Below are 23,010 nucleotides of genomic sequence, written 5' to 3'. Positions count from 1 at the left end.
GTCACCATGGATGCCAGCATTCGTACCGAGGACCAGCCAGCATGAAGCTTGCCGAATTCAACACCGCGGACCCCGCCGCGGCCGCGGACACCCTCCGGCCCTGCATCGATGTCAGCAGGTGGGTTGACGCCGTCGCCGCCGCCCGCCCCTTCTCCACCAAGGAGGACCTCCTGGCCTTCGCGGCGGAGGCTGCCAACCCCTTCACTCCCGCCGAGGTGGAGGCGGCCATGGCCCACCACCCCAGGATCGGGGAACGTCCGACGGCGGCCACCGCCGAAGCGTCCATGTCCCGTTCCGAGCAGTCGGGCGTCGACCCGGCGGACGCGGCAGCCGCCGAGGCCCTGGCGAAGGGCAACCGGGACTACGAGGAAAAGTTCGGCCGGGTCTTCCTGATCCGCGCCGCCGGCCGCACCGCCCCGGAAATCCTGCAGTCCCTCAATGAACGCCTCGCCAACTCCCCCCGCCCAGGAAGACACCATCGTGGCGCAGCAGCTGCGCGAAATAGCCGTCCTGCGGCTGGAAGGACTGATCACCGAATGAGCGTCTCCCACGTCACCACCCACATCCTGGACACCGGCGCCGGACGCCCGGCGGCGGGGGTCGCCGTCGTGCTGTTGAAGAACGACGGCGGCACCTGGCTGGAGCTGGCGAAGTCCATCACCGATGCGGACGGCAGGGCCAAGGACCTGGGTCCCGAGCAGCTGGAACCGGGCCACTACAAGCTCAACTTCGCCACCGGCAGCTACTACGCCGGACTGCAGACGGCCACCTTCTTCCCGGAAGTGGACCTCGTGTTTGAAGTGGCAGGCCCCGAGCACTACCACGTACCGCTGCTGCTGAGCCCGTTCGCGTACTCCACCTACCGCGGCAGCTAATCCCGCCGACAGGAGTTGTTGTCCAGATACGGCGGGCTCCCGGCACCGGAAGTCGCCATATCTGGACAAAAACTCCCAACCTGGGGCGGTATGCGGCTTCCGGAATATCCGTCCGGCCGCCGTTCCCGACATAGGATCGGCAGTATGGGCCCTGAAAACGAACTTGAATCCGACGCCGAGGCCGAGGGCGGCCAGCAGGGCGGTGTCCAGTCGGTGGAACGCGCTCTGACCGTCCTGGAGATCCTTGCCCGCGAGGGCCATGCCGGCGTGAGCGAGATCGCCGAGGAGATGGGTATCCATAAGTCCACGGTCTCGCGGCTGATGGGTTCCCTGGTGAGCCGTGACATGGTGCACCAGAACAGCGACCGCGGCAAATACCAGCTGGGGTTCGGCATCCTGCGCCTGGCCAGCTCCATCCCCGGCCGGCTGAGCCTGGTCCGAGAGGCGAGGCCGGTGCTGGAAAGCCTGGCCCTGGAATACAAGGAAACCGTCAACCTGGCAGTCCTGCGCTCCAACTATGCCGTGAACGTGGACCAGGCGATGGGCCCCTCCACGCTCGCCACCTACGACTGGGTGGGCAGCCTGACGCCGCTGCACGCCACGTCCAGCGGGAAGATCCTGCTGGCCGCCCTGAGCGCCGACGAGCGGGACCGCATCCTGAAGGAGACGGGCCTGACCGCCCGCACCTCCCGCACGGTCACCAGCCGGAAGGAGCTGGACAAGCAGCTTCATGAGGCCGCCGCCAACGGATATGCGGTGGTACGCGAGGAGTTTGAGATCGGCCTGAACGCGGTGGCGGTTCCCGTCTTCAACCACCAGGGCGTGGTGATTGGGGCCATCAGCATCTCCGGGCCGGCTTTCCGGTTCGATCCCGAGAAGACCCCGGGCCTGCTGGAGTCGCTCAAACAGGCTGGCCTGAAGGTCAGCACCAACATGGGATACACCCGGCACTGAACGAAATGCCCCTGGACCGGAGTCCAGGGGCATTTTCTTTTTGTCCGGCCGCGCGCGTGGATCTGGACATCCCGGCAGGCAACAAAGCAGGAAACCCTTGACATTGGGCGTGGCCTGCATCACGGTGTTGCATATAGCGATGCGTGTTGCTCAAGACGAATTGAAGCACCACGCACTGCTCGTAACGCCGCCCTGCCAGCCCACGCCCCAGGAGAACCACAGACCATGAGCGCATCACCGCGCGTCGTCATCATCGGAGCCGGCATTGTCGGCACCAACCTTGCCGACGAACTCGCCAGCCGCGGCTGGACCAACATCACCGTCGTCGAGCAGGGGCCGCTGGAACTGGCCGGCGGGTCCACGTCGCATGCGCCAGGCCTGGTGTTCCAGACCAACCCGTCCAAGACCATGACGGAGTTCGCTACTTACACTGTGGACAAGCTGCTCTCCCTGACCGCGGACGGCGTCTCCTGCTTCAACCAGGTGGGCGGGCTCGAACTGGCCACCACCGAGGCCCGGCTCGAGGACCTCAAGCGCAAGCTCGGCTACGCCACCTCCTGGGGCGTGGACGGCAGGCTGGTCGACGCGGACGAGTGCGAAAAGCTCTGGCCGCTGCTCAACAACGGACCCCTCGCCGACGGCCGCGGTATCCTGGGCGGCCTGTTCGTCCCCTCGGACGGCCTCGCCTCCGCCGCCCGCGCCGTCCAGCTCCTGATCGGCAAGGCCCGGGCGGCGGGCGTCACCTTCCGCGGCTCCACGCCCGTGACGGGCATCGAGCAGGCCGGCGGCAAGGTCACCGGCGTCCAGACGCCCGACGGCGTGATCCCGGCAGACATCGTGGTGTCCTGCGCCGGGTTCTGGGGCCGCGAGCTCGGCAAAATGGTGGGCCTCCAGGTCCCGCTGCTGCCGCTGGCCCACCAGTACGTCAAGACCACCCCGGTGAAGGCGCTGCGCGGCGCCAACGAACTGCCCAACGGGGCCAGCAAGCCCATCCTGCGCTACCAGGACCGCGACCTGTACTTCCGCGAGCACGGCGACCGGATCGGCGTCGGCAGCTACGCCCACAAGCCCATGCCGGTGGACATGGCGCGCCTTCCGCGCGTCGGCGCGGACGAGATGTCGGACCACAACATGCCCTCCCGCCTGGACTTCACCCTGGAGGACTTTGCCCCGGCCTGGGAGGACTGCCAGGACCTGCTGCCGGCCCTGCACACCGCCCAGATCCACGACGGGTTCAACGGCATCTTCTCCTTCACCCCGGACGGCGGCCCGCTGATGGGCGAGGCCCCGGACCTGGACGGGTTCTTCGTTGCCGAGGCCGTGTGGGTCACCCATTCCGCCGGCGTGGCAAAGGCCATGGCCGAACTGCTGGTGGAGGGACAGTCCCGCACCGACCTGCACGGCTGCGAACTGACCCGCTTCGAGAAGGTGCAGACCTCCGATGCGTACGTCAGTGACACCTCGCAGCAGAACTTCGTGGAGATCTACGACGTCCTGCACCCGCTCCAGCCGCGGGAATCCCCGCGAGATGTCCGGGTGAGCCCGTTCAACGTGCGGCAGAAGGAACTTGGCGCGTTCTTCCTCGAATCGGCAGCCTGGGAACGTCCGCACTGGTTCGAGGCCAACCGCGGCCTCCTGGAGCACCTGCCTGCCGAGTGGCAGGTCCCGGAGCGGGATGAGTGGGCCGGCATGTTTCACTCCCCCATTTCCGCCGCCGAGGCGTGGAAGACGCGGACCGCCGTCGCGCTGTACGACATGACGCCGCTCAAGCGGCTGTCCGTCACCGGGCCGGGTGCGCTGGACCTCCTGCAGCGGCTCAGCACGGGCAACATCGCCAAGAAGCCCGGCGCCGTCACCTACTGCCTGCTGCTGGCGGACGACGGCGGCATCCGCAGCGACGTCACGGTGGCCCGGCTTGGGGAGCAGGACTTCCAGCTGGGCGTGAACAGCAACGTGGACTTCGACTACCTGCGCGTGGAGGCACGGCAGCAGTCGGCGGCCGATCCCGCCCGCTGGGTGCACGTCACGGACATCACCGGCAGCACCTGCTGCATCGGCCTGTGGGGCCCGCTGGCGCGCGAGGTGATGGGCAAAGTCAGCACCGACGACCTGAGCAATGACGGCCTGCGCTACTTCCGCACCAAGGAAATCAATGTGGGCGGCATTCCCGTCACGGCCATGCGCCTGTCCTACGTGGGCGAACTCGGCTGGGAGCTGTACACCACGGCCGAGTACGGGCTGAAGCTCTGGGACCTGCTCTTCGAAGCGGGCCGGGAGCACGGCATCATCGCCGCGGGCCGCGGCGCCTTCAACAGCATGCGGCTGGAAAAGGGCTACCGGCTCTGGGGCACGGACATGACCACGGAGCACCACCCCTACCAGTCCGGCCTCGGTTTCTCGGTGGCGAAGGACAAGACCGGGTTCGTGGGCGCTGATGCCCTCGCGGCCCGCAAGGAGCAGCCGGCCGCCAAGACGCTGCGCTGCCTGACGGTCGACGACGGCACGTCGGTGGTGCTGGGCAAGGAACCTGTCTACGTGAACGGCGAGGCCGCCGGCTACGTCACCAGCGCCGCGTACGGCTTCTCCATCGGCAGGCCGATCGCCTACGCCTGGCTGCCGACCGCCGTCGGGGTGGGCGACGCCGTCGAGATCGAATACTTCGGCCGGCGCGTGGCTGCCACCGTGACGGCCGAGCCGCTGTTCGACCCCGGCATGGAGCGCCTCCGCGGCTGACCCCACCAACTGAAAGTGCCCCGCCTCCTGTCCGGAGGCGGGGCACTTTTTGCGCTGGTACCGTTAGGCGCCGGCCGTCTGGAAGGCCGGTTCTTCGGCCGCTGCGGCGTCGCCGGTGTGGGGTTCGAAGCGGACGAACATGGCTTTGAAGCCGGGGGTGTTGGATTCGCGGGCGACGTTTTCCTTGTGGACCAGGGCGTTGGCTTCGGGGAAGTATGCGGCGGCGCAGCCCTTGGCTGTGGGGTAAGCCACGAGCCGGAATTTGTCCGCACGGCGGTCGACGCCGCCGAAGGTGCTGACGACGTCCACCAAATCGCGGTCGTTGAAGCCGAGTTCGGTGAGGTCCTCGGGGTGGATCAGGATGACGCGGCGGCCGTCGGAGATGCCGCGGTAGCGGTCGTCCAGGCCGTAGTAGGTGGTGTTGTACTGGTCGTGGCTGCGGATGGTCTGCAGGACCAGGTGGCCCTTGGGCGGGGTGAGGTATTCCAGCGGGCTGACGGTGAACCGGCCGCGGCCGATGTCAGTGGCGAAGGACCGGGTGTCGCGGGGCGGGTTGGGCAGCACGAACCCGTTCTTGGTCCTTACCCGGGCGTTGAAATCCTCGAAACCGGGCAGGACGCGGGCTATGTGGTCCCGGATGACGTCGTAGTCCTCGGCCATCGCTTTCCAGTCCACGGGGTGGTCCGGGCCGAACGTGGCTTCGGCCATCCGTGCCACGATGACGGGTTCGGCGAGCAGGTGCCCGGGGACGGGGGTGAGGCGGCCCTGGGTGGAGTGGACCACGGACATGGAGTCCTCCACGGACAGGAACTGGGCGCCCTTGGGGTGCTTGTCGTCCTTGTCCGTCCGGCCCAGGGTGGGCAGGATCAGCGAGGTGCGGCCGTGCACGATGTGGGACCGGTTGGGCTTGGTGCTGATGTGCACGGTCAGCCCGATCCGCTGCATGCCGGCTTCCAGTACCTCGGTGTCGGAGCAGGCGAGGGAGAAGTTTCCGCCCATGGAGACGAACACGTCCACCTCGTCACGTTCGAACGCCTCCATGGATTCCACGGCGTCGTAGCCGTGGTGCCGCGGGGAGGTGATGCCGAACTCGGTGTCCAGGGCCGTGAGGAGCCATTCCTTGGGCTTTTCCCAGATGCCCATGGTCCGGTCGCCCTGGACGTTGGAGTGTCCGCGGACCGGGCAGGCCCCGGCGCCGGGCTTGCCGAAGTTACCCTGCAGCAGCAGGACGTTGACCATTTCCTTGATGGTGTCCACCGAGTGCGGCTGCTGCGTCACACCCAGCGCCCAGCAGAAAATGGACGCCTTGGACTTGATCAGCATCCCGGCCACGGTTTCGATCTGTTCCCGGGTCAGACCGGTGGCGTGCTCGGTCTCGTCCCAGTCAAGGGTGGCGCGGGCTTCGCGGTAGGCGTCGAAGCCGTCCGTCTGCGCGGCGATGAAGGAATGGTCTACGACGGTACCCGGGTTGGCTTCTTCGGCTTCCAGGAGCAGGTGGCCGAGTGCCTGGAACAGGGCCAGGTCCCCGCCGACCTTGATCTGCAGGTACTCATCGGCCAGCGGGGTGCCGCCGCCCACCACGCCGGAGACGGTCTGCGGGTCCCTGAAGTTGAACAGGCCGGCCTCGGGCAGCGGGTTCACGGCCACCACCTTGCCGCCCTTGTCCTTGCATTCCTTCAGCGCGGAGAGCATGCGGGGGTGGTTGGTGCCCGGGTTCTGGCCCACCACGAAGATCAGCTCGGCGTCGTGGATGTCGTCCAGGGACACGGTGCCCTTGCCGATGCCGATGGTCGGGTTCAGCGCAGAACCGGAGGACTCGTGGCACATGTTCGAACAATCCGGCAGGTTGTTGGTGCCCAGCGACCGGGCGAACAGCTGGTACATGAACGCGGTCTCGTTCGCCGTGCGGCCCGAGGTGTAGAAGACGCACCGGTCCGGAGTGGATGCCCGGATGTGCTCGCCGATCAGCTCGAACGCGTCCGCCCAGGAGATGGGCGAGTAGTGCGTCTCGCCTTCGCGGATGACCACCGGTTCGCTCAGCCGGCCCTGGTTCCCCAGCCAGTACTCCGTCTTGGTCGACAGCTCAGCGATGGAGTGCTTGGCCCAGAACTCCGCCCCCACGGTCCGCAGGGTGTTCTCCTCGGCCACCGCCTTGGCCCCGTTCTCGCAGAACTCGGCAGCCTTGCGCTTCTTGTCCGACTCCGGCCACGCGCAGCCCGGACAGTCGAACCCGCCGCGCTGGTTGAGCCGCAACAGCGAGTGCGCCGTCCTGGCCACGCCGGCCTGGGCCACAGCACGCTCAAGGGCGACCATCACGGCCTTGACCCCGGCCGCCTCGGTCTTGGGCTTGTGGACAACAAGGTTGTCCTCGTTGATGTCCGCGACGGGGGCGGGCTGCTTACCGAACTTCATTGTTCCAACTTCCTAACCGGCAACGTGCACGGTGCTTTTCGATCCGGACGCCAGCAAAGGCGCGCCACGGTTCCTGGCGCGCCTTTGCTGGCAGTGCTTGCTGTGCTGGCTACTGGGCCACCTTGGCCAGGGTTTCCCGTTCCGCCGCGATGGTGGTGTTGTCGCCGTGTCCGGTGCGGACCACGGTTTCGGCCGGGAGCGTCAGCAGCTTCTCCCGGATCGAGGTGAGGATGGTGGGGTAGTCGCTGTACGATCGGCCGGTGGCACCCGGGCCGCCGTTGAACAGCGTGTCCCCGGTGAAGACCGTTCCTTCGCTTTCCAGGTAGAAGCAGGTGGACCCCGGCGAGTGGCCCGGAGTGTGGATGGCCCGCAGCGTCGCCCCGGCTACTTCGAACACGTCGCCGTCGGCCAGTTCCCGGTCCGGCTTGGAATCCGGGTACACCTGTTCCCAGAGCACCAGGTCCTCGGGGTTCAGGTAGATCGGTGCGCCCACGGCGTCGGCCACTTCACGGGCGGCGCCGATGTGGTCGTTGTGCGCGTGGGTCTGCAGGATGGCCAGGACCTTGCGCCCCTTGACCTGGTTGATGATCGCGGCGGCGTCGTGCGGGGAGTCGATGATCACGCACTCCTCGTCGTTGCCAACGATCCAGACGTTGTTGTCCACGTCCCAGGTGCCGCCGTCGAGCGAAAACGTGCCCGACGTGACCAGGTTCTCGATCCGGACCGCCATTACAGCTCCCCCACCGAACCGAGTTCAACAACAGAACGCAGGACCTTGCCCTCGTGCATCTTCTGGAACGCTTCCTCCACCTGGTCGATGCTGATCCGCTCGGACACGAACGCGTCCAGGTCCAGGTTGCCCTGCTTGTAGTGGGAGACGAGCATGGGGAAGTCGCGGGACGGCAGGCAGTCGCCATACCAGGAGGACTTCAGCGACCCGCCGCGGCCGAAGACATCCAGCAGCGGCAGTTCCAGCTGCATCTCCGGCGTCGGGACGCCCACCAGGACTACGCGGCCGGCGAGGTCGCGGGCATAGAAGGCCTGCTTGTAGGTCTCGGGACGGCCGACGGCGTCAATCACCACGTCCGCTCCGTTGCCGCCCGTGAGGGCACGGATGGCTTCCACCGCATCCTCCTGCCGGGAGTTCACGCCGTGGGTGGCGCCCAGGGACCTGGCCATCTCAATCTTGTTGTCGTCGATGTCCACGGCGATGATCGTCGTCGCACCGGCCAGCCTGGCCCCGGCGATCGCAGCGATGCCCACACCGCCGCAGCCGATCACGGCCACGGACTCACCGCGCCTGACCTCGCCGGTGTTGATGGCGGCACCGATGCCCGCCATCACACCGCAGCCCAGCAGGCCCACCGCCGCAGCGTCGGCCTCAGGGTCTACCTTGGTGCACTGCCCGGCAGCCACCAGGGTCTTCTCCGCGAACGCGCCGATTCCCAGCGCGGGGGAAAGTTCGGTGCCATCCTCCAGGGTCATCTTCTGGGTGGCGTTGTGCGTGTTGAAGCAATACTGCGGCTGGCCCTTGGCACACGCCCGGCACTGGCCGCAGACCGCGCGCCAGTTCAGGATCACCCGGTCACCCGGCGCCACAGACGTGACATCCGGGCCCACCGCGCTGACCACGCCGGTGGCCTCGTGGCCCAGCAGGTACGGGAAGTCGTTGCCGATGCCGCCCTGCTTGTAGTGCAGGTCCGTGTGGCAGACGCCGCAGGTGAGGATGTCCACCAGAGCCTCCCCCGGACCGGGATCCGGCACCAGGATGGTCTCCAGCGTTACCGGTGCGTCCTTCTCCCGGGCAATGACAGCTTGAACTTTATGGACCATTGTTCTCGTGTTCCTTTCCTGGATCCGGCCGGATCCGGTGAGTCGGCACCACGTGCCAATCTAGCTGACGCAGTGTGCCTGCCGAAGCTGCGCTCCCGGTCCGCCAGCCGCGCGGAGAATTGCGCATTACGCAACCAAACGCATAAAGCGCTACAGGAAAATATGACAGTGGCCACAGCCGCTGTCAATAGATATATCAGTGATGGGCGCGTTTGCGGGCGCCGCAGTAGGCTGGATGGCATGTCTTCGAAAGAACCCCCCGCGGAACGGCGCCAGGTTACGGTGCGCCGCGCCCCCAAGTACGTGCCCTTCCTGATCCTGGGCGCACTGGTGGGCATCGCGGCCGCGGCAGTAGTGGCCTACGGGCTTCCGGGCAGCGACAGCTTCGACTCCGGCGCGGTCTTCGGATTCTTCATGGTGATGTTTGCCGGGGGCGGAGCCATCCTGGGCGCGGTGGTGGCCCTGATCCTTGACCGGCGGAGCGTCAAGCGCCAGCAGCGCGCCGTGGTGGAATCTGTCCCCGACTCCGAGCCGGACACCGATCCCCAGTCATAAAGGCAGCGCCGGAAAAGTCATACCGCATATCGTGAGATAATCGACCAGTGGCACGCGGCGATGGAAAACTTTCCCATGATCTTCTCCCTGGCGAAAAAGGCCCGCAGGACGCTTGTGGCGTCTTCGGGGTCTGGGCACCAGGTGAAGAAGTAGCAAAACTTACCTACTACGGACTGTATGCACTGCAGCACCGTGGCCAGGAGTCGGCTGGCATTGCGACCAGCGACGGCAAGCGGATCAACGTCTACAAGGACATGGGCCTCGTCTCCCAGGTCTTCGACGAGACCACGCTGAACACCCTGACCGGGCACCTCGCGGTGGGGCACTGCCGCTACTCCACCACCGGCGCAAGCCACTGGGCCAACGCCCAGCCCACCCTCGGCGCCACCAGCACCGGCACCGTGGCACTGGCGCACAACGGCAACCTGACCAACACCGCCGAACTGAACGCCATGATCCAGGAGCGCAACGGCGGCCAGCTCACCGGCGAGATGAAGCAGGGCAATACCTCGGACACCGCCCTGGTGACCGCCCTGCTGGAGGGCGAGCCCGGCAAGACCCTGGAAGAAACCGCTACGGACCTCCTCCCCAAGATCAAGGGCGGCTTCTGCTTCGTCTTCATGGACGAAGGCACGCTCTATGCAGCGCGGGACACCTACGGCATCCGCCCGCTGGTCCTTGGCCGGCTGGAGCGCGGCTGGGTTGTGGCTTCCGAACAGTCCGCCCTCGCCACCGTGGGCGCCAGCTTCATCCGCGAAATCGAGCCCGGCGAATTCATCGCCATCGACGAACAGGGCGTGCGCTCCAAGCGCTTTGCCGAGCCGACGCCGGCCGGCTGCGTTTTCGAGTACGTCTACCTCGCGCGTCCGGACGCCGCCATTGCCGGCCGGTCCGTCTACGAGTCCCGGGTGGAGATGGGCCGCCAGCTGGCCCGCGAAAACACGCACGCCGCTGACATCGTCATCCCCGTCCCGGAATCCGGGACCCCGGCCGCCGTCGGCTATGCCGAGGAATCCGGCATCCCCTTCGCGCACGGCTTCGTCAAGAACTCCTACGTGGGCCGTACCTTCATCCAGCCCTCGCAGACCCTGCGCCAGCTGGGCATCCGGCTCAAGCTCAACGCCCTCGAATCCGTCATACGCGGCAAGCGCGTTGTGGTGGTGGACGACTCGATCGTCCGCGGCAACACCCAGCGGGCCATTGTGCGGATGCTCCGTGAAGCTGGCGCCGCGGAAGTGCACGTCAAGATTTCGTCGCCGCCCGTACAGTGGCCCTGCTTCTACGGCATCGATTTCGCCTCCCGCGCGGAACTGATCGCCAACGGCGCCACCATCGAGGAGATCTCCCAGGCCATCGGCGCCGACTCGCTGGCCTACATTTCCGAGGACGGCATGATCGGCGCCACCCGCCAGCCCCGGGAACGCCTCTGCACCGCGTGCTTCACCGGCAAGTACCCCATCAAGCTGCCGGACGCTGACAAGCTGGGCAAGAACCTGCTCGAGCGCACGGACCTTGGCGGCCTGACGCCGTCGCCGTCGGCCCTTCCCGGCGAAACGGCAGCACTCGCCGTGGACTCCGAGGAAGATCCCGCCGAGAAGGCCGGTGCCACCGGCTGCGATCCGGGGCCCGACTCCGAGTTTGAAAACCTGCTGACCGACGCCGACCTCGTGCCAGATGTACACGCCGCCGCAGGCGCCGACAAGAAAGAGTCCTGATGACTTCCGCCAACACCGCCGCCGGCTCCGCCTCTGAGAAGGCAGGCATCACCTACGCCTCCGCGGGCGTCGACGTCGAAGCCGGGGACCTCGCCGTCGAACTCATGAAGGATGCCGTCAAGGCAACCCACAACTCCTCCGTCATCGGCGGGGTGGGCGGTTTCGCCGGCCTCTACGACGTGTCCCGGCTGCTGACGTACAAGAAGCCGCTGCTGGCAACCTCCACCGACGGCGTGGGCACCAAGGTGGCCATCGCCCAGGCCATGGACATCCACGACACCATCGGTTTTGACCTGGTGGGCATGGTGGTGGACGACATCGTGGTGGTGGGCGCCGAGCCGCTCTACATGACTGACTACATCGCCTGCGGCAAAGTGGTGCCCGAGCGCATCGCCGGCATCGTCCGCGGCATCGCGGCCGCCTGCTCCGTGGCCGGCACCGCCCTGGTGGGCGGCGAAACCGCCGAGCACCCCGGCCTGCTGGGCGAGCACGAGTACGACGTCGCCGGTGCCGCCACCGGCGTGGTGGAAGCCGATGCCCTGCTGGGCCCGGACCGCGTCCGCGCGGGCGACGTCGTGATCGGCATGGCCTCCTCCGGCCTGCACTCCAACGGTTACTCCCTGGTCCGCCGCGTCATCAACCACGCTGGCTGGGCCCTGGACCGCCAGGTCTCCGAGCTGGGCCGCACCCTGGGCGAAGAACTCCTGGAACCCACCCGCGTCTACGCCGCCGACTGCCTGGACCTTGCCCGCGCTTTCCCGGTCACGGGCACGGCGGCAGTGCACGGCTTCAGCCACGTCACCGGCGGCGGGCTGGCAGCCAACCTGGCCCGCGTCCTGCCGCAGGGCCTGGTGGCCACCGTGGACCGCGCCACCTGGGAACTGCCCGCCATCTTCAAGCTGGTGTCCGAGCTGGGCAATGTCCCGCTGGCCGATCTGGAGCGCACCCTCAACCTGGGCGTCGGCATGGTTGCCATCGTGTCGCCGGAGGCAGCGGACGCCGCCGTCGCCCGCCTGAACGAACGGGGCCTGCCGTCCTGGATCATGGGCACGGTCACCGAGGATTCGGACTCCATCCTCAAGTCCGGGCCGGACTACGTCCAGGGCGCCAAGGGCGTGGACGGCGGCGCGGTCCGCCTGGTCAACGCCTACGCTTAGATTTTTTTCGAGTGCTCCGTATCAGCCGTTTTGACGCTTCAGAACGGCTGATACGGAGCACTCGAATGCGCTTAACAGGGAACCCATGAGGCTCATCGCCCTTGACTACTAAGCATACTTAGCTTTAGGGTTTAAGTTGGAAGTGCATAACAGAATAGTCAATCGGGCTCTCCAAGGCTTGATGCCCCGCCGGAATCCACCGGCGCTTGGGCGCCCACCCGGTTGAACCGCCTTCCCACCGCCGATCCGGCGGACGCCAGAAGAAGCAACCACCGAGACGCCCGGTTCCTGCGCCGTGCAGCAGCACGGCTACAGCAGTCCAGACCTAGTAGCGGACTGTCTGCCAGGGGAACCAAGGGTTGAAATCAAGGGAGCGAAACTATGTCAGTTCTGAAAAAAAGTCACCGCCGCAGCCGCTGGAAGCCTGTTCCTGACGGGCGCCGTTGCGGGCCCGTCGCAGGCAGCGGACAACACCACGCTGAATGACGGCCTTGTTAGTGTCACGGTCGGTGACATCACCGTCGAGGATGCCGTTGACGTTAATGTGGCCGCCAGCGTGGCAGCAACCCTCTGCGACGTCGCTGACATCGGATCGGTGGCAGTTCTCGGCGAAGCAGTAGATGCCACCGGCACCGAGCAAACTGTCTGCGACACCGCCACGGGGCCGGTCCGCATCGTCAACAACTAGCACAAGAGCATAGTTTCACGCGGAGCCCCAGCCATCGGCTGGGCTCTTCCGCGTGCGGCTTCCCTGGCCTAAGGAGCAACCTGGACGAGGCTCAGGACCCCGCCCTGCGGATCGCGGATGGTGGCCGGCCCCTCCGCGGAATCGTCCGCGGGCTCCACCAGGACCTGGCCGCCTGCGGCCAGTGCAGCCTTGACGGCTGCCCGCAGGTCCGCCACCCCAAAGTAGATGTGCCATTCCGCCGTCGCACCCAGGTCGGAGGGGAGGACGCCGGCCACCTCCCTGCCCCCGGCCATCAGGGCGCTGTAGCTCGCGCCGTCGTCCTGCGGGTACTCGGTGACCTCATGCCCAAACAGTTCCTGGAAGAAGCCGACGGCGGCCTGGGGTTCGGGCGTGGACAGTTCCGCCCAGGACAGGGCGCCGGGCTCGTTGGACAGGCTGCTCCCACGATGGGTTCCCGCCTGCCAGATACCTGTGGTTCCTCCGCCGGGTGGTGCCAGGAAGGCGAGGACCCCGGTGTCGCCCACGTCCTCGGGCCCGAACTCCGCTGTCCCGCCGGCGTGCACCGCATCCTGCATCAGCGAGACGGCGTCCGTGGCCGCGAAGTACACGTTCCAACGGGCCGGATCGCCGGCCGCCTGCTGCGAGGGGTTCTGCGGAGCAATAACGGAGACAAGCTCTCCGTCCGTGAAAGCCTGCGAGTAGCTGCGGCCGTCCGGCGTGGGAAAGTCCCTGTACGTCCAGCCAAACACCCCGGAATAGAAGTTCTTGGCTGCTTCAACGTCGGCGGTCTGGAGGTCAGCCCAGCAGGGCTCGCCGTGCTGGTATGCGTCAACTTTTGGCATGCCCCAACGCTACACGGGGGCTGAGAAATTCAGGCTCGGGGAACCAGGGGGCTGGGGAACCAGGAAAAGCCCGCTGCCTGCACTCAATGAGTGCAAACAACGGGCTTCCTAACTGATGTCAGGACCTGCATCCGCCGGGATGCGGGTACCGAAAAAGAAGCGCTGCACCGGCGGGCACGGCAGGGTAAGGTGCTGTTTCCGTTAGTGCGGCGGCGTCACAGGGCTGCCCTCTTGTAGGCCTGGCAGCTTGCGACGACTAGCCGATGCGACGGGTGTCTACCTCGTCGTCGTCTTCTTCCAAATCATCCGCGTACTTATCCACATACGCCGAATAGTCCGGCTCAACCGGCTCATTCGCGTAATGGCTCGTGGCACGACTGCTTGGGCCCGTCAGCTCACGCTGAAGTGCCGAATAGTCAGTGTTCGGGGAGTAGTACTTTATATCCCGAGCCTGCTTGGTAGCTTTTGCCTTTTGACGGCCGCGCCCCATGGCGTGACCCCCTTTTGTACTTGGACCGGAGGTGGTCACCTTTGGCGATGGTGAGGCCCCGGAATGTTTGGTCAATTTGTCGTACACCTAGATTACATGCTTTCGGCGGCCCCTGCTTGCCAGTCAGGGCCCCCTACAGTGCCCTGCGCTACCATTCCCCCGCTGCGCCCCCGAGTTTCCAGCTTTTTTTCTTCGGTAGAGTCGCTTAAACAACTGCCGAAACTGGATGGCTGACCCGCTGCCCACCCGGACAGACTGCAGGAGGATGCACCCACGTGAACCACCAGGACGTCCCGCCGAAGCCCGCCTCGCCGCCCACAGCCGGGCTCCCCAAGGTGCCCGCCAAAAACCCTGCCGCCCAGAACCCTGCCGCCGGACCAAACCCGGCACCGGCCCCGCCGCCGGCGTCCGTCACGTGGTCCCGGCCACTGCCCGAACCTGAGCAGCCACCGTCCCGCAGGGTGCGGCCGGGAACGCAGCGGACGCTGTGGAAGGTGCTGTTCGGCGTCGTCCTCGTGGCGGTGGTTGGTGGCCTGGTGTGGCTCGCAATGTGGCTGAACTCGGGGGCGGGGTCGGAAGAGGCCCGGGGCAATCCCGGCGTCCTGGAGACAAGCGTCACGCCGCGGGCAACACCGCTCCCCCTGCCGCGTGAAGGCGTGCAGCCTGGCGAATATGCGTTGGGCGACTGCTTTGCAGACTTCGACCCCGAGGCCCTGGCTTCCAGGATGGTGCCCTGCGATACGGCCCATTCCGCGCAGCTGGTGGCCGTTTTCCGCTACCCGGACTCCGAGGCTTACCCCGGCGCCGAAGCGCTCAAGGCCAAGGCGCTGGAAGCGTGCCAGGCGGCGAAGCTGGGCCCGGCCGCCAACGAATACCAGCTCAACTTCCAGCGCAGCTTTCCGAGCAGCACCAGCTGGGATTCCGGGGACCGCAGGGTGGACTGCTACGTCTCGGCCCCCGGCGGCAACGTCATTAACGCAAGCGTGCTGCCCTAGCGGAAAACCGCCAGGGCAGCACGCCTGCTGATATTCGGCCGGCCCGTCAGGGCCAGCGGGGCGTTAGCCCTTCCGCCGCACGGACAGGCCCGAGCTCAGGGCACCGGTCAGGGCGTCGACGTCGTCGCTGGAAAGCTCCCCGGCGTCCGCCGTATCCACCAGCACGGTGTCGCCGTCGCTGATATCCCCGGCCAGGATGGACTTGGCCAGCCGGTCGCCGATTTCGCGCTGCACCAGCCGGCGGAGCGGACGGGCGCCGTACGCGGGATCGAAGCCGGAGATGGCCAGCCATTCCTTGGCGGCGTCGGTGACGTCCAGGGTCAGCCTGCGTTCGTGCAGGCGGCGCCCCAGTTCGGCAACATGCAGGTCCACGATCCGCGAGAGTTCCTCCACACTGAGCGCGTCGAACAGCACCACCTCGTCCAGCCGGTTCAGGAACTCCGGCTTGAAGGACGCGTTGACGGTGGCCATGACGGCGTTCCGCTTGGCTTCGGCATCCAGGGACTGATCCACCAGGAACTGGCTGCCCAGGTTGGAGGTCAGCACCAGGATGACGTTGCGGAAGTCCACGGTGCGGCCCTGCCCGTCGGTGAGCCGGCCGTCGTCGAGCACCTGCAGGAGGATGTCGAAGACTTCGGGGTGGGCCTTCTCCACCTCATCCAGCAGCACCACGGAGTACGGCCTGCGGCGCACGGCCTCGGTCAGCTGGCCGCCCTCCTCGTAGCCGATGTAGCCCGGAGGCGCGCCCACAAGCCGTGCCACGGAGTGCTTCTCGCCGTACTCGGACATGTCGATGCGCACCATGGCGCGTTCGTCGTCGAACAGGAAGTCAGCCAGGGCCTTGGCCAGTTCGGTCTTGCCGACGCCGGTGGGACCCAGGAAGAGGAACGAGCCGGTGGGCCGGTTGGGTCGCTGATGCCGGCCCGGGCACGCCGGACGGCATCAGACACCGCCGCAACGGCCTTGGCCTGGCCGATCAGCCGCCTGCCCAGCTCCTCCTCCATGTGCAGCAGCTTCTGGCTTTCGCCCTGCAGCATGCGGCCAGCGGGGATGCCGGTCCAGGCGGAGATCACCTCGGCGATGTCCTCGGCCGTCACTTCCTCGGCCACCATTTGTGAGGATTTGTCGGTGACGGCGGCTTCGGCTTCCGCAGCCATGTTCAGCTCGCGTTCCAGCGCAGGGATCTCGCCGTAGAGGATCCGGGAAGCAGTTTCCAGGTCGCCTTCGCGCTGGGCCTTGTCCGCGGCGGACCGCAGCTCGTCCAGCTTGGCCTTCAGGTCGCCCACCCGGTTGAGGCCCGCCTTCTCTGCCTCCCAGCGGGCTTTCAGCCCGTTGAGCTCCTCTTCCTTGTCCGCCTTGTCCGCGCGAAGGGCTGCCAGCCGCTCCACCGACGCCTCGTCCTTCTCGTCCTGCAGGGCCAGCTCCTCCATAGTGAGCCGGTCCACCAGGCGCTGGAGCTGGTCGATTTCCTCCGGAGCGGAGTCGATCTCCATCCGCAGCCGGGACGCGGCCTCGTCCACCAGGTCGATGGCCTTGTCCGGCAGCTGCCGGCCCGAGATGTAGCGGTTGGACAACGTCGCGGCGGCCACCAGGGCAGAGTCCGCGATGGACACCTTGTGGTGCGCCTCGTAGCGTTCCTTCAGGCCGCGGAGGATGCCGATGGTGTCCTCCACGCTGGGCTCGCCAACATAGACCTGCTGGAACCGGCGTTCGAGCGCCGCGTCCTTCTCGATGTTTTCGCGGTACTCATCCAGGGTGGTGGCACCGATCAGCCGCAGCTCGCCGCGGGCCAGCATGGGCTTAAGCATGTTGCCCGCGTCCATCGAGGAATCGCCGGTGGCACCGGCGCCCACAACGGTATGGATCTCGTCGATAAAGGTGACAATCTGCCCTTCGGAGCCCTTGATCTCCTCAAGGACGGCCTTCAGCCGCTCTTCGAATTCGCCGCGGTACTTTGCGCCGGCAACCATGGAACCAAGGTCCAGCGAGATCAGCGTCTTGCCGCGCAGGCTTTCCGGGACGTCGCCCGCCACCATCCGCTGCGCCAGCCCTTCCACCACGGCCGTCTTGCCCACACCCGGTTCACCGATGAGTACCGGGTTGTTCTTGGTGCGGCGGCTCAGGACCTGGACCACGCGCCGGATTTCGGAGTCACGGCCGATTACCGGGTCCAGTTTGCCGGCACGGGCCATGGCAGTGAGGTCCGCGCCGTACTTCTCAAGGGCCTGGAAGGTATTCTCCGGGTCCGGGCTGTCCACCTTGCGGTCACCGCGGACACCCGGCAGGGCGGCGAGCAGTGCTTCGCGGGAGGCGCCGGCGTCGCGCAGCACCCGCGCCGCTGCATCGTTTCCGCCCGCAAGGCCCAGGAGGAGGACCTCGGTGGAGACGAAGGTGTCGCCCAGCCGGTCGGCTTCCTCCTTGGCGTTCTGGATGGCCTGCAGCGCGGGACGGGAGAGCTGCGCCTGCTGGCTGGAACCGCCGGACGTGGCGGGCAGTGCCTTGATGGCGCTGCTGGCCTGGACGCTGACCGCGTCCGGCTCGGCGCCGGTGGCGCGCAGCAGCGCAACGGCAACGCCTTCACGCTGGTCCATCAGCGCCTTGAGCAGGTGCGCGGGCTCCACCTGCGGGTTGCCGGCCGTGGAGGCGTTCATGGCCGCAGCCGAAAGAGCCTCCTGGCTCTTGGTGGTGAATTTGACGTCCAAAGAGAGCTCCTTTCAGGGCAGTTTTCCTAAGTTGAGTCTACTACGCTCAACTTTGTGACGACTGATTCACTAGCCATGTTTGCCCACGGCGAAACCCCTGTCCAGAGCCGGAAGTCCCCCCGGTCATGCCTCGTAGACGGACACCTCGGCGGACTTGACCACGAAATGCACCGTCATGCCGGGAACCAGCCCCAGGTCGGCCGAGGCCGCCGGGGTGATGTCCGCCGCCATCCCGCCCGCCCGGACCCGGATCTGGTCGCCGTGGGGCTCCAGGTCCGTGATGGCGACGGCGAAGGAGTTGCGGGGGCTGCCGTGCGCGTCGGTCACGAACACCGACACGGCCGACGGCGGAAACACCGCCACGCCGGGCCGGCCCGCCGCCCGCACCTGGCCGGCATCCTCCAGGTGCCCGGTAAACCTCCCGCCCCTGGCTGGTCCTGACCCCGTTGGCCGTCAGCGTGCCCGGCACGAAGTTCAGCCCGGCCAGGCCGGCGGCGAAGGAACTCCGGGGCCGTTCGAGCACCTGCCGGGTGGGGCCTACCTCCACGATGCGGCCACCCTCCAGGATGGCCACCCGGTCCGCGAGCATCAGCGCGTCCAGCACATCGTGCGTGACGATGATGGCCTGCCGGCCGGCGAGCACGCGTTTGAGCAGGCGGCGCAGCATCGGGGCTGAGTGGATGTCCAGCGCCGCCAGCGGTTCGTCCAGCAGGAGGAGGGCGGGATCGGCGGCGAGCGCGCGTGCCACCGCCACCCGCTGCGCCTGCCCGCCGGAGAGCTCGGCCGGACGCCGCCCGGCCAGGTCCGCTGCCTCCACTTCCGCCAGCCAGCGCCGGGCCTCGCCCTCGGCTGTCCGCCGGGAGGCCCCCCCTGCTCCGCGGCCCGAAGGCCACGTTCTCCAGGGCAGTGAGGTGCGGAAACAGCAGGGCTTCCTGTGCCAGGAGGGCGGCACCCCGGCTGTGCGGCGGGGCCCACCGGCGGGTGGTGCCGTCCAGGTGGAAGAGCGCGCGGCCATCGAGGTGCGCGCGGCCGGTGTCCGGCTTGAGCAGGCCGGCGATGGTGGACAGCAGGGTGGACTTGCCCGCCCCGTTCGGGCCCATGACCGCGAGCGTTTCGCCCGGTGCCACGTCCAGGGCCACGTCGAAGCCCCGCTCAGCCACGGCTGCGTGGTAGGAGAACGTCACGGCAGAACCCCTCCCGCCGGGGCGGCCGCCGTCGTCCGTTCACCCGAAGCCTGCCGGGCGCTGCTGCGGGGGCGCCGGTAGGCGAGTGCCACCACGGCCACAGCCACCGCCACCAGGACCAGTGACAGCGCGAGGGCGGCATCCGGGTCCGTCTCCCGCTGCAGGTAGATTTCCAGCGGCAAGGTCCGGGTGACCCCCTGCAGGCTGCCGGCAAACGTGAGGGTGGCCCCGAACTCGCCCAGGCTGCGGGCAAAGGACAGCACCGCGCCGGACGCCAGGCCGGGCAGCATCAGCGGCAGCGTGACGCGGCGGAAAACAACGCCGGGCGGCGCGCCGAGCGTGGCCGCCACGGCCTCGTACTTCTGCCCCCCAGTCCGCAGCGCCCCTTCCAGGCTGACCACCAGGAACGGCAGCGCCACGAACGTCTGGGCCAGGACCACCGCCGTGGTGGAGAAGGCGACCTGGAGTCCGAGCACGTCCAGTGTCCCGCCCAGCAGGCCCTGCCGGCCGAACGTGTACAGCAGTGCGATGCCTCCGACGACGGGCGGCAGCACCAGCGGCAGCAGCACCAGCGAGCGCAGCAGGCCCAGCAAGGGAAAACGTCCGCGCGCCAGGACAAGGGCCAGCGGAACGCCGAGCACGATGCACAGCACAGTGCTCGCTGCCGAGGTGCGAAGGCTGAGTCCCAGCGCTGTGACGGCGGATTCCGAGGTGACCAGCGGCAGGAAATTGCCCCAGTTGACCCGGCTGACGATGGCGAGCAGGGGAAGGACAATGACCAGGGCTGCCAGGACTGCCAGGACGTAGAGCCAGCGGGGCACGCCTGTATAGGCCGTCCGCGTCACGGGTGCCGGCCCCGAAACCGGCCCGTTCCAGCACATGCCGGCCTTCGGGGCCGGCCACCAGGTCCACGAACGCGCGCGCGGCTGTGGTGTTCCCGCCGGCCATTGCGGCGACCGGATAGCTGTTCACCATCCCCGCCGCTTCGGGGAACGGGACGCTTTCCACCTTGTCACCGGCGGAACGGATGTCCGTCGTATAGACCAGGCCGGCATCAGCCTCTCCGGACACCACCTTGCCCAGCACGTCGGTGACGGAGTTTTCCTCGCTGACCGGCTGCAGGTCCGCCCCCTGCTGTTCCGCCACCGCGGCTGCCACTGCACCGCACGGCACCTGAACGGCGCAGGTGACGAGCCGTGTGCCTGTCCTGGAAAGGTCGGCAAAGGAGCGGATGCGGGCAGGGTTGCCGGGCGGGACAGCGATGGCGAGGGTGTTGGTGGCGAAGACCTGCGGGTCGCCGTCGAGCAGCCCGGCGTTCCGCAGCTTGTCCATGTTCCTGGTGTCCGCCGAGGCGAAGACGTCCGCGGGTGCGCCCTGGCTGATCTGCGTGGCCAGGTCCGACGAGCCGGCGAAACTCAGGGTGACGTCGGTACCGGGGTTCTGCGCCTCGAACATCCCGGCCAGTTCGGTGAAGCTGGATTTCAGCGAGGCGGCAGCGAAGACGGTCAGGGTCCCGCCGGCTCCTCCGGTGGAGTGGCCGGGAGCGGCGCTGCCCCCGGAGCAGCCGGCGAGCCCGGCTGCCAGGACCCCGGCTGCCAGGACAAGGGCGGCAAGCACGACGCCGGCCTGCCGCCTCACAGCGCGCCCTTCCCCTGCGGGGTTTCGATAATCACGTTAGTGGCCTTCACCACGGCGGTGGCAATGGACCCGGCTCCAGCCCCAGCTCCCGGACGGCCTCGCTGCTCATCAGGGACACCACCCGGAACGGGCCGCACTGCAGCTCCACCTGGGCCATGACCTTGTCCGCCTTGATGTCCGTCACCAGGCCGATGAACCTGTTCCGGGCCGAGCTGCCTGTCCGGTGCGGATCGTCCGGCAGCTGCGCCAGCTTCCGGGCATGGCGGGCAAGCTCAAGCCCGTCGACGGCGAGCCGGCCCGCGTCGTCCCGCAGCGGGGTGAGGGAACCGTTGTCGGTCCAGCGGCGCACGGTGTCGTCACTGACACCGAGGAAGCGCGCGGCCTCGGAGACGCGGATGATGGTCACTCGCCCACTATAGGGCGCATTTGCGGAACTATTCATTCCTTTCCTCCGCTTTTTCGACTTATGACTGCCCGCCTCGGTCCGCCGCTGGGCACCCCGCCCGGCACTACTAGACTTCCTGCATGGCCATTTACATCGACCCGCCGCTATGGCCTGCACACGGCACGCACTTCTCCCATCTGGTCTCGGACACCTCCCTGGCCGAACTCCACACTTTCGCCGCGGCGGCGGGGATCCCTGAACGGGCCTTCGACGGCGACCACTACGACGTTCCCGAACGCCGTTTCGATGAACTGGTGGCGGCCGGTGCAATGCCCGTCGAGGCCAGGATGCTGGTCCGCAAGCTGATCTCCAGCGGCCTGCGGATCCCCGCCCGGCAGCGGAACAAGTCGCTCAAGATGCCGCTGCAGCTCCGCTGGGATGCCATCATGCCCGGCCACGACGCCCTGTTCCTTGACCTGCTGGACCGCTGGAGCGAACCGCACCGCCACTACCACGGCTGCACGCACCTGCTCTCGGTGCTCGAATCCCTGGACCTGCTCACCGAGCCGGCCGACCCGCCCCGCACCGTCCTCCTGGCCGCCTGGTTCCACGACGCCGTGTACCAGGGATTCCCCTGCAGGATGAAGAGGAATCCGCCCGGCTCGCCGAGGACCGCCTCAGCGACGCGGGCCTGCCGGACGCCGACGTGGCAGAGGTGGCGCGGCTGGTCCGGCTGACCGGCGACCATCGCCCCGAGGCAGGGGACAGCGACGGCGCCCTCCTGTGTGACGCCGACCTGTCAGTCCTTGGCGGTGACCCGGACGAGTACGCCCGCTACCTCGCAGCTGTGAGGAAGGACTACGCCCACGTGGGCGACGCCGACTTCGCAGCCGGGCGTGCCTCCGTCGTACGCCGCCTGCTGGAACTGGACCCGCTCTTCCACACCGGCCGGGCGAAGGAGCTGTGGCTGGATGCCGCGCAGCGGAACCTGGAAGGTGAACTGGTATGAACGCCCCCTCTTCGAAGACCCTGCACGTGCATTCCGCGAATGCCGCGCACCGGCAGCTCCCCTACACGGTACGGATGGAGTGGGGGCTCGACGGCGCCAGGACCGTGGCGCACGGGGCGGACCTTGCCGTGGTGGTGGATGTCCTGTCCTTCGGCACGTGCGTCAGCGTTGCCCTCGACCGGGGCGCGGAGGTGTTTCCGTACCCCTGGAAGGACACCGGCGCGGAGGACTTCGCAGCCCGCCACCAGGCCCGGCTGGCGGGACCCCGCGACGGCGGCGGGCTCAGCCTGTCCCCTGCCACTTTCCGGGCGGCGGAACGCTTGGGGCGCGTGGTCCTGCCCTCCCCCAATGGCTCAGCCCTGTGCCATGCGCTGGCCCGGGAAGTTCCGCTGGTGGCCGCGGTATGCCTGCGGAATGCGGCGGCCACCGCCGACTGGGTGGCGGCGAACCTTCCGGAGGACGCCGTGATTGCCGTGGTGGCCGCGGGTGAACGCTGGCCGGACGGAAGCCTCCGCCCCGCCGTCGAGGACCAGATCGGGGCCGGCGCCTTCATCGCCGGCCTGGCAGCCTCCGGCAAGGGCGGTTACGAGGCGGCGGAGGGCCGGGACGGCAGGCACGGCTACGCGCCGGAAGCGGAACTGGCCATGGCCGTCTTCGAAGCCGCCGAGCCGGACCTCCGCGAAATGCTGAACGGCTGTTCCAGCGGACGGGAACTTGCCGGCGCCGGCTATGGCGGGGACGTGGACATCGCCGCCGAACTGGACGACAGCGATGCCGTCGCCATCCTCGTGGACGGCGCGTTCCGGTCTACCGCTGGACCCGCCAGCCCGCGCCCCTGACCGC

At 67.8% G+C, this 23,010-nt stretch carries 15 protein-coding genes and 6 pseudogenes; 11 read left to right on the top strand and 10 right to left on the bottom strand.

Translation table 11 applies throughout. The features are described from left to right. Positions 1-41: 41 nt before the first annotated feature. From uraD to ACPEE0_RS00995, 4 genes and pseudogenes are all read left to right on the top strand, one after another. Positions 42-540: pseudogene (gene uraD / locus ACPEE0_RS01010) on the top strand (2-oxo-4-hydroxy-4-carboxy-5-ureidoimidazoline decarboxylase). Further along, a complete protein-coding gene (uraH, locus tag ACPEE0_RS01005; protein WP_133347763.1) occupies positions 537-875 on the top strand; it encodes a hydroxyisourate hydrolase in 339 nt (112 codons plus the stop codon). Before uraD ends, uraH begins: the two are co-directional and overlap by 4 nt. A gap of 144 nt (positions 876-1,019) precedes the next feature. Further along, positions 1,020-1,829 carry an IclR family transcriptional regulator gene (locus tag ACPEE0_RS01000; protein WP_424573770.1) on the top strand — a complete coding sequence of 270 codons (810 nt, stop codon included), beginning with the start codon at positions 1,020-1,022 and terminating at the stop codon, positions 1,827-1,829. A 225-nt stretch (positions 1,830-2,054) separates the two neighbouring features. Continuing rightward, positions 2,055-4,562 (top strand): GcvT family protein, encoded by a 2,508-nt coding sequence (locus ACPEE0_RS00995; RefSeq protein ID WP_407710140.1) that lies wholly within the window; start codon positions 2,055-2,057, stop codon positions 4,560-4,562. 63 nt (positions 4,563-4,625) lie between these two features. On the opposite strand, the gene ACPEE0_RS00990 is transcribed toward ACPEE0_RS00995, so the two are convergent. From ACPEE0_RS00990 to ACPEE0_RS00980, 3 genes are all read right to left on the bottom strand, one after another. Then, complete coding sequence (locus tag ACPEE0_RS00990; protein WP_407710141.1) at positions 4,626-6,974, bottom strand: FdhF/YdeP family oxidoreductase; 2,349 nt, start codon at positions 6,972-6,974, stop codon at positions 4,626-4,628. A gap of 109 nt (positions 6,975-7,083) precedes the next feature. Continuing rightward, on the bottom strand, positions 7,084-7,704 hold the full coding sequence (locus ACPEE0_RS00985) for an MBL fold metallo-hydrolase (protein ID WP_407710142.1): 621 nt from the start codon (positions 7,702-7,704) through the stop codon (positions 7,084-7,086). Then, complete coding sequence (locus ACPEE0_RS00980; protein WP_407710143.1) at positions 7,704-8,807, bottom strand: S-(hydroxymethyl)mycothiol dehydrogenase; 1,104 nt, start codon at positions 8,805-8,807, stop codon at positions 7,704-7,706. The genes ACPEE0_RS00985 and ACPEE0_RS00980 overlap by 1 nt, the downstream gene beginning before the upstream one ends. A 240-nt stretch (positions 8,808-9,047) precedes the next feature. On the opposite strand from ACPEE0_RS00980, the gene ACPEE0_RS00975 reads away from it, so the two are divergent. The 4 genes from ACPEE0_RS00975 (at position 9,048) to ACPEE0_RS00960 (ending at position 12,922) form a co-directional block, all read left to right on the top strand. Then, a complete protein-coding gene (locus ACPEE0_RS00975; protein WP_009359482.1) occupies positions 9,048-9,362 on the top strand; it encodes a hypothetical protein in 315 nt (104 codons plus the stop codon). A 47-nt stretch (positions 9,363-9,409) separates the two neighbouring features. Continuing rightward, on the top strand, positions 9,410-11,077 hold the full coding sequence (purF, locus tag ACPEE0_RS00970; protein ID WP_009359483.1) for an amidophosphoribosyltransferase: 1,668 nt from the start codon (positions 9,410-9,412) through the stop codon (positions 11,075-11,077). Further along, positions 11,077-12,234, top strand: a complete 1,158-nt coding sequence (gene purM, locus ACPEE0_RS00965; RefSeq protein WP_133347754.1) for a phosphoribosylformylglycinamidine cyclo-ligase — start codon at positions 11,077-11,079, stop codon at positions 12,232-12,234. Before purF ends, purM begins: the two co-directional genes overlap by 1 nt. Before the next feature lie 556 nt (positions 12,235-12,790). Beyond that, positions 12,791-12,922, top strand: a complete 132-nt coding sequence (locus ACPEE0_RS00960; protein ID WP_424573769.1) for a hypothetical protein — start codon at positions 12,791-12,793, stop codon at positions 12,920-12,922. A gap of 68 nt (positions 12,923-12,990) precedes the next feature. Here ACPEE0_RS00960 and ACPEE0_RS00955 read toward each other — a convergent pair whose 3' ends face one another. After that, positions 12,991-13,764, bottom strand: coding sequence for a VOC family protein (locus tag ACPEE0_RS00955; RefSeq protein WP_407710145.1), 774 nt, complete (start codon positions 13,762-13,764; stop codon positions 12,991-12,993). A gap of 256 nt (positions 13,765-14,020) precedes the next feature. Next, complete coding sequence (locus ACPEE0_RS00950) at positions 14,021-14,254, bottom strand: DUF3073 domain-containing protein (RefSeq protein WP_009359485.1); 234 nt, start codon at positions 14,252-14,254, stop codon at positions 14,021-14,023. 275 nt (positions 14,255-14,529) lie between these two features. Here ACPEE0_RS00950 and ACPEE0_RS00945 point away from each other — a divergent pair, with 275 nt between their 5' ends. Beyond that, complete coding sequence (locus ACPEE0_RS00945) at positions 14,530-15,249, top strand: septum formation family protein (RefSeq protein WP_407710146.1); 720 nt, start codon at positions 14,530-14,532, stop codon at positions 15,247-15,249. Positions 15,250-15,312: 63 nt separating this feature from the next. Here the strand turns inward: ACPEE0_RS00945 and clpB are convergent. The 5 genes and pseudogenes from clpB to ACPEE0_RS00920 form a co-directional block, all read right to left on the bottom strand. Next, positions 15,313-17,951 (bottom strand): annotated as a pseudogene (clpB, locus tag ACPEE0_RS00940) (ATP-dependent chaperone ClpB). Positions 17,952-18,074: 123 nt separating this feature from the next. Further along, positions 18,075-19,135 (bottom strand): annotated as a pseudogene (locus ACPEE0_RS00935) (sulfate/molybdate ABC transporter ATP-binding protein). Continuing rightward, positions 19,132-20,016, bottom strand: a complete 885-nt coding sequence (locus ACPEE0_RS00930) for an ABC transporter permease (RefSeq protein ID WP_424573768.1) — start codon at positions 20,014-20,016, stop codon at positions 19,132-19,134. The pseudogene ACPEE0_RS00935 and the gene ACPEE0_RS00930 overlap by 4 nt, the downstream one beginning before the upstream one ends. Continuing rightward, positions 19,985-20,773: pseudogene (gene modA / locus ACPEE0_RS00925) on the bottom strand (molybdate ABC transporter substrate-binding protein); the annotation flags it as partial. The pseudogene modA and the gene ACPEE0_RS00930, both read right to left, overlap by 32 nt. After that, positions 20,770-21,179 (bottom strand): annotated as a pseudogene (locus ACPEE0_RS00920) (TOBE domain-containing protein). The pseudogenes modA and ACPEE0_RS00920, both read right to left, overlap by 4 nt. Positions 21,180-21,298: 119 nt before the next feature. On the opposite strand from ACPEE0_RS00920, the pseudogene ACPEE0_RS00915 reads away from it, so the two are divergent. Together ACPEE0_RS00915 and ACPEE0_RS00910 are read left to right on the top strand one after the other, a co-directional pair. Next, positions 21,299-22,167 (top strand): annotated as a pseudogene (locus ACPEE0_RS00915) (DUF4031 domain-containing protein). Then, entirely contained in the window at positions 22,164-23,006 is an 843-nt protein-coding gene (locus tag ACPEE0_RS00910; RefSeq protein WP_407710153.1) for a 2-phosphosulfolactate phosphatase, read from the top strand. The pseudogene ACPEE0_RS00915 and the gene ACPEE0_RS00910 overlap by 4 nt, the downstream one beginning before the upstream one ends. The last annotated feature ends 4 nt before the right edge of the window (positions 23,007-23,010 follow it).

It is taken from the genome of Arthrobacter sp. SD76 (genome assembly GCF_049726125.1).
Lineage (GTDB): Bacteria > Actinomycetota > Actinomycetes > Actinomycetales > Micrococcaceae > Arthrobacter > Arthrobacter nitrophenolicus.
The sequence above is the reverse complement of the archived record's forward strand: the minus strand, read 5'-3'. Positions and strand labels throughout refer to the sequence as shown.

Excerpts from the sequence above, each read along its gene's own strand:
- uraH (WP_133347763.1), top strand. The coding sequence starts at position 537 with ATGAGCGTCTCCCACGTCACCACCCACATCCTGGACACCGGCGCCGGA.
- ACPEE0_RS01000 (WP_424573770.1), top strand. The coding sequence starts at position 1,020 with ATGGGCCCTGAAAACGAACTTGAATCCGACGCCGAGGCCGAGGGCGGC.
- ACPEE0_RS00995 (WP_407710140.1), top strand. The coding sequence starts at position 2,055 with ATGAGCGCATCACCGCGCGTCGTCATCATCGGAGCCGGCATTGTCGGC.
- ACPEE0_RS00990 (WP_407710141.1), bottom strand. The coding sequence starts at position 6,974 with ATGAAGTTCGGTAAGCAGCCCGCCCCCGTCGCGGACATCAACGAGGAC.
- ACPEE0_RS00985 (WP_407710142.1), bottom strand. The coding sequence starts at position 7,704 with ATGGCGGTCCGGATCGAGAACCTGGTCACGTCGGGCACGTTTTCGCTC.
- ACPEE0_RS00980 (WP_407710143.1), bottom strand. The coding sequence starts at position 8,807 with ATGGTCCATAAAGTTCAAGCTGTCATTGCCCGGGAGAAGGACGCACCG.
- ACPEE0_RS00975 (WP_009359482.1), top strand. The coding sequence starts at position 9,048 with ATGTCTTCGAAAGAACCCCCCGCGGAACGGCGCCAGGTTACGGTGCGC.
- purM (WP_133347754.1), top strand. The coding sequence starts at position 11,077 with ATGACTTCCGCCAACACCGCCGCCGGCTCCGCCTCTGAGAAGGCAGGC.
- ACPEE0_RS00955 (WP_407710145.1), bottom strand. The coding sequence starts at position 13,764 with ATGCCAAAAGTTGACGCATACCAGCACGGCGAGCCCTGCTGGGCTGAC.
- ACPEE0_RS00950 (WP_009359485.1), bottom strand. The coding sequence starts at position 14,254 with ATGGGGCGCGGCCGTCAAAAGGCAAAAGCTACCAAGCAGGCTCGGGAT.
- ACPEE0_RS00930 (WP_424573768.1), bottom strand. The coding sequence starts at position 20,016 with ATGTGCTGGAACGGGCCGGTTTCGGGGCCGGCACCCGTGACGCGGACG.
- ACPEE0_RS00910 (WP_407710153.1), top strand. The coding sequence starts at position 22,164 with ATGAACGCCCCCTCTTCGAAGACCCTGCACGTGCATTCCGCGAATGCC.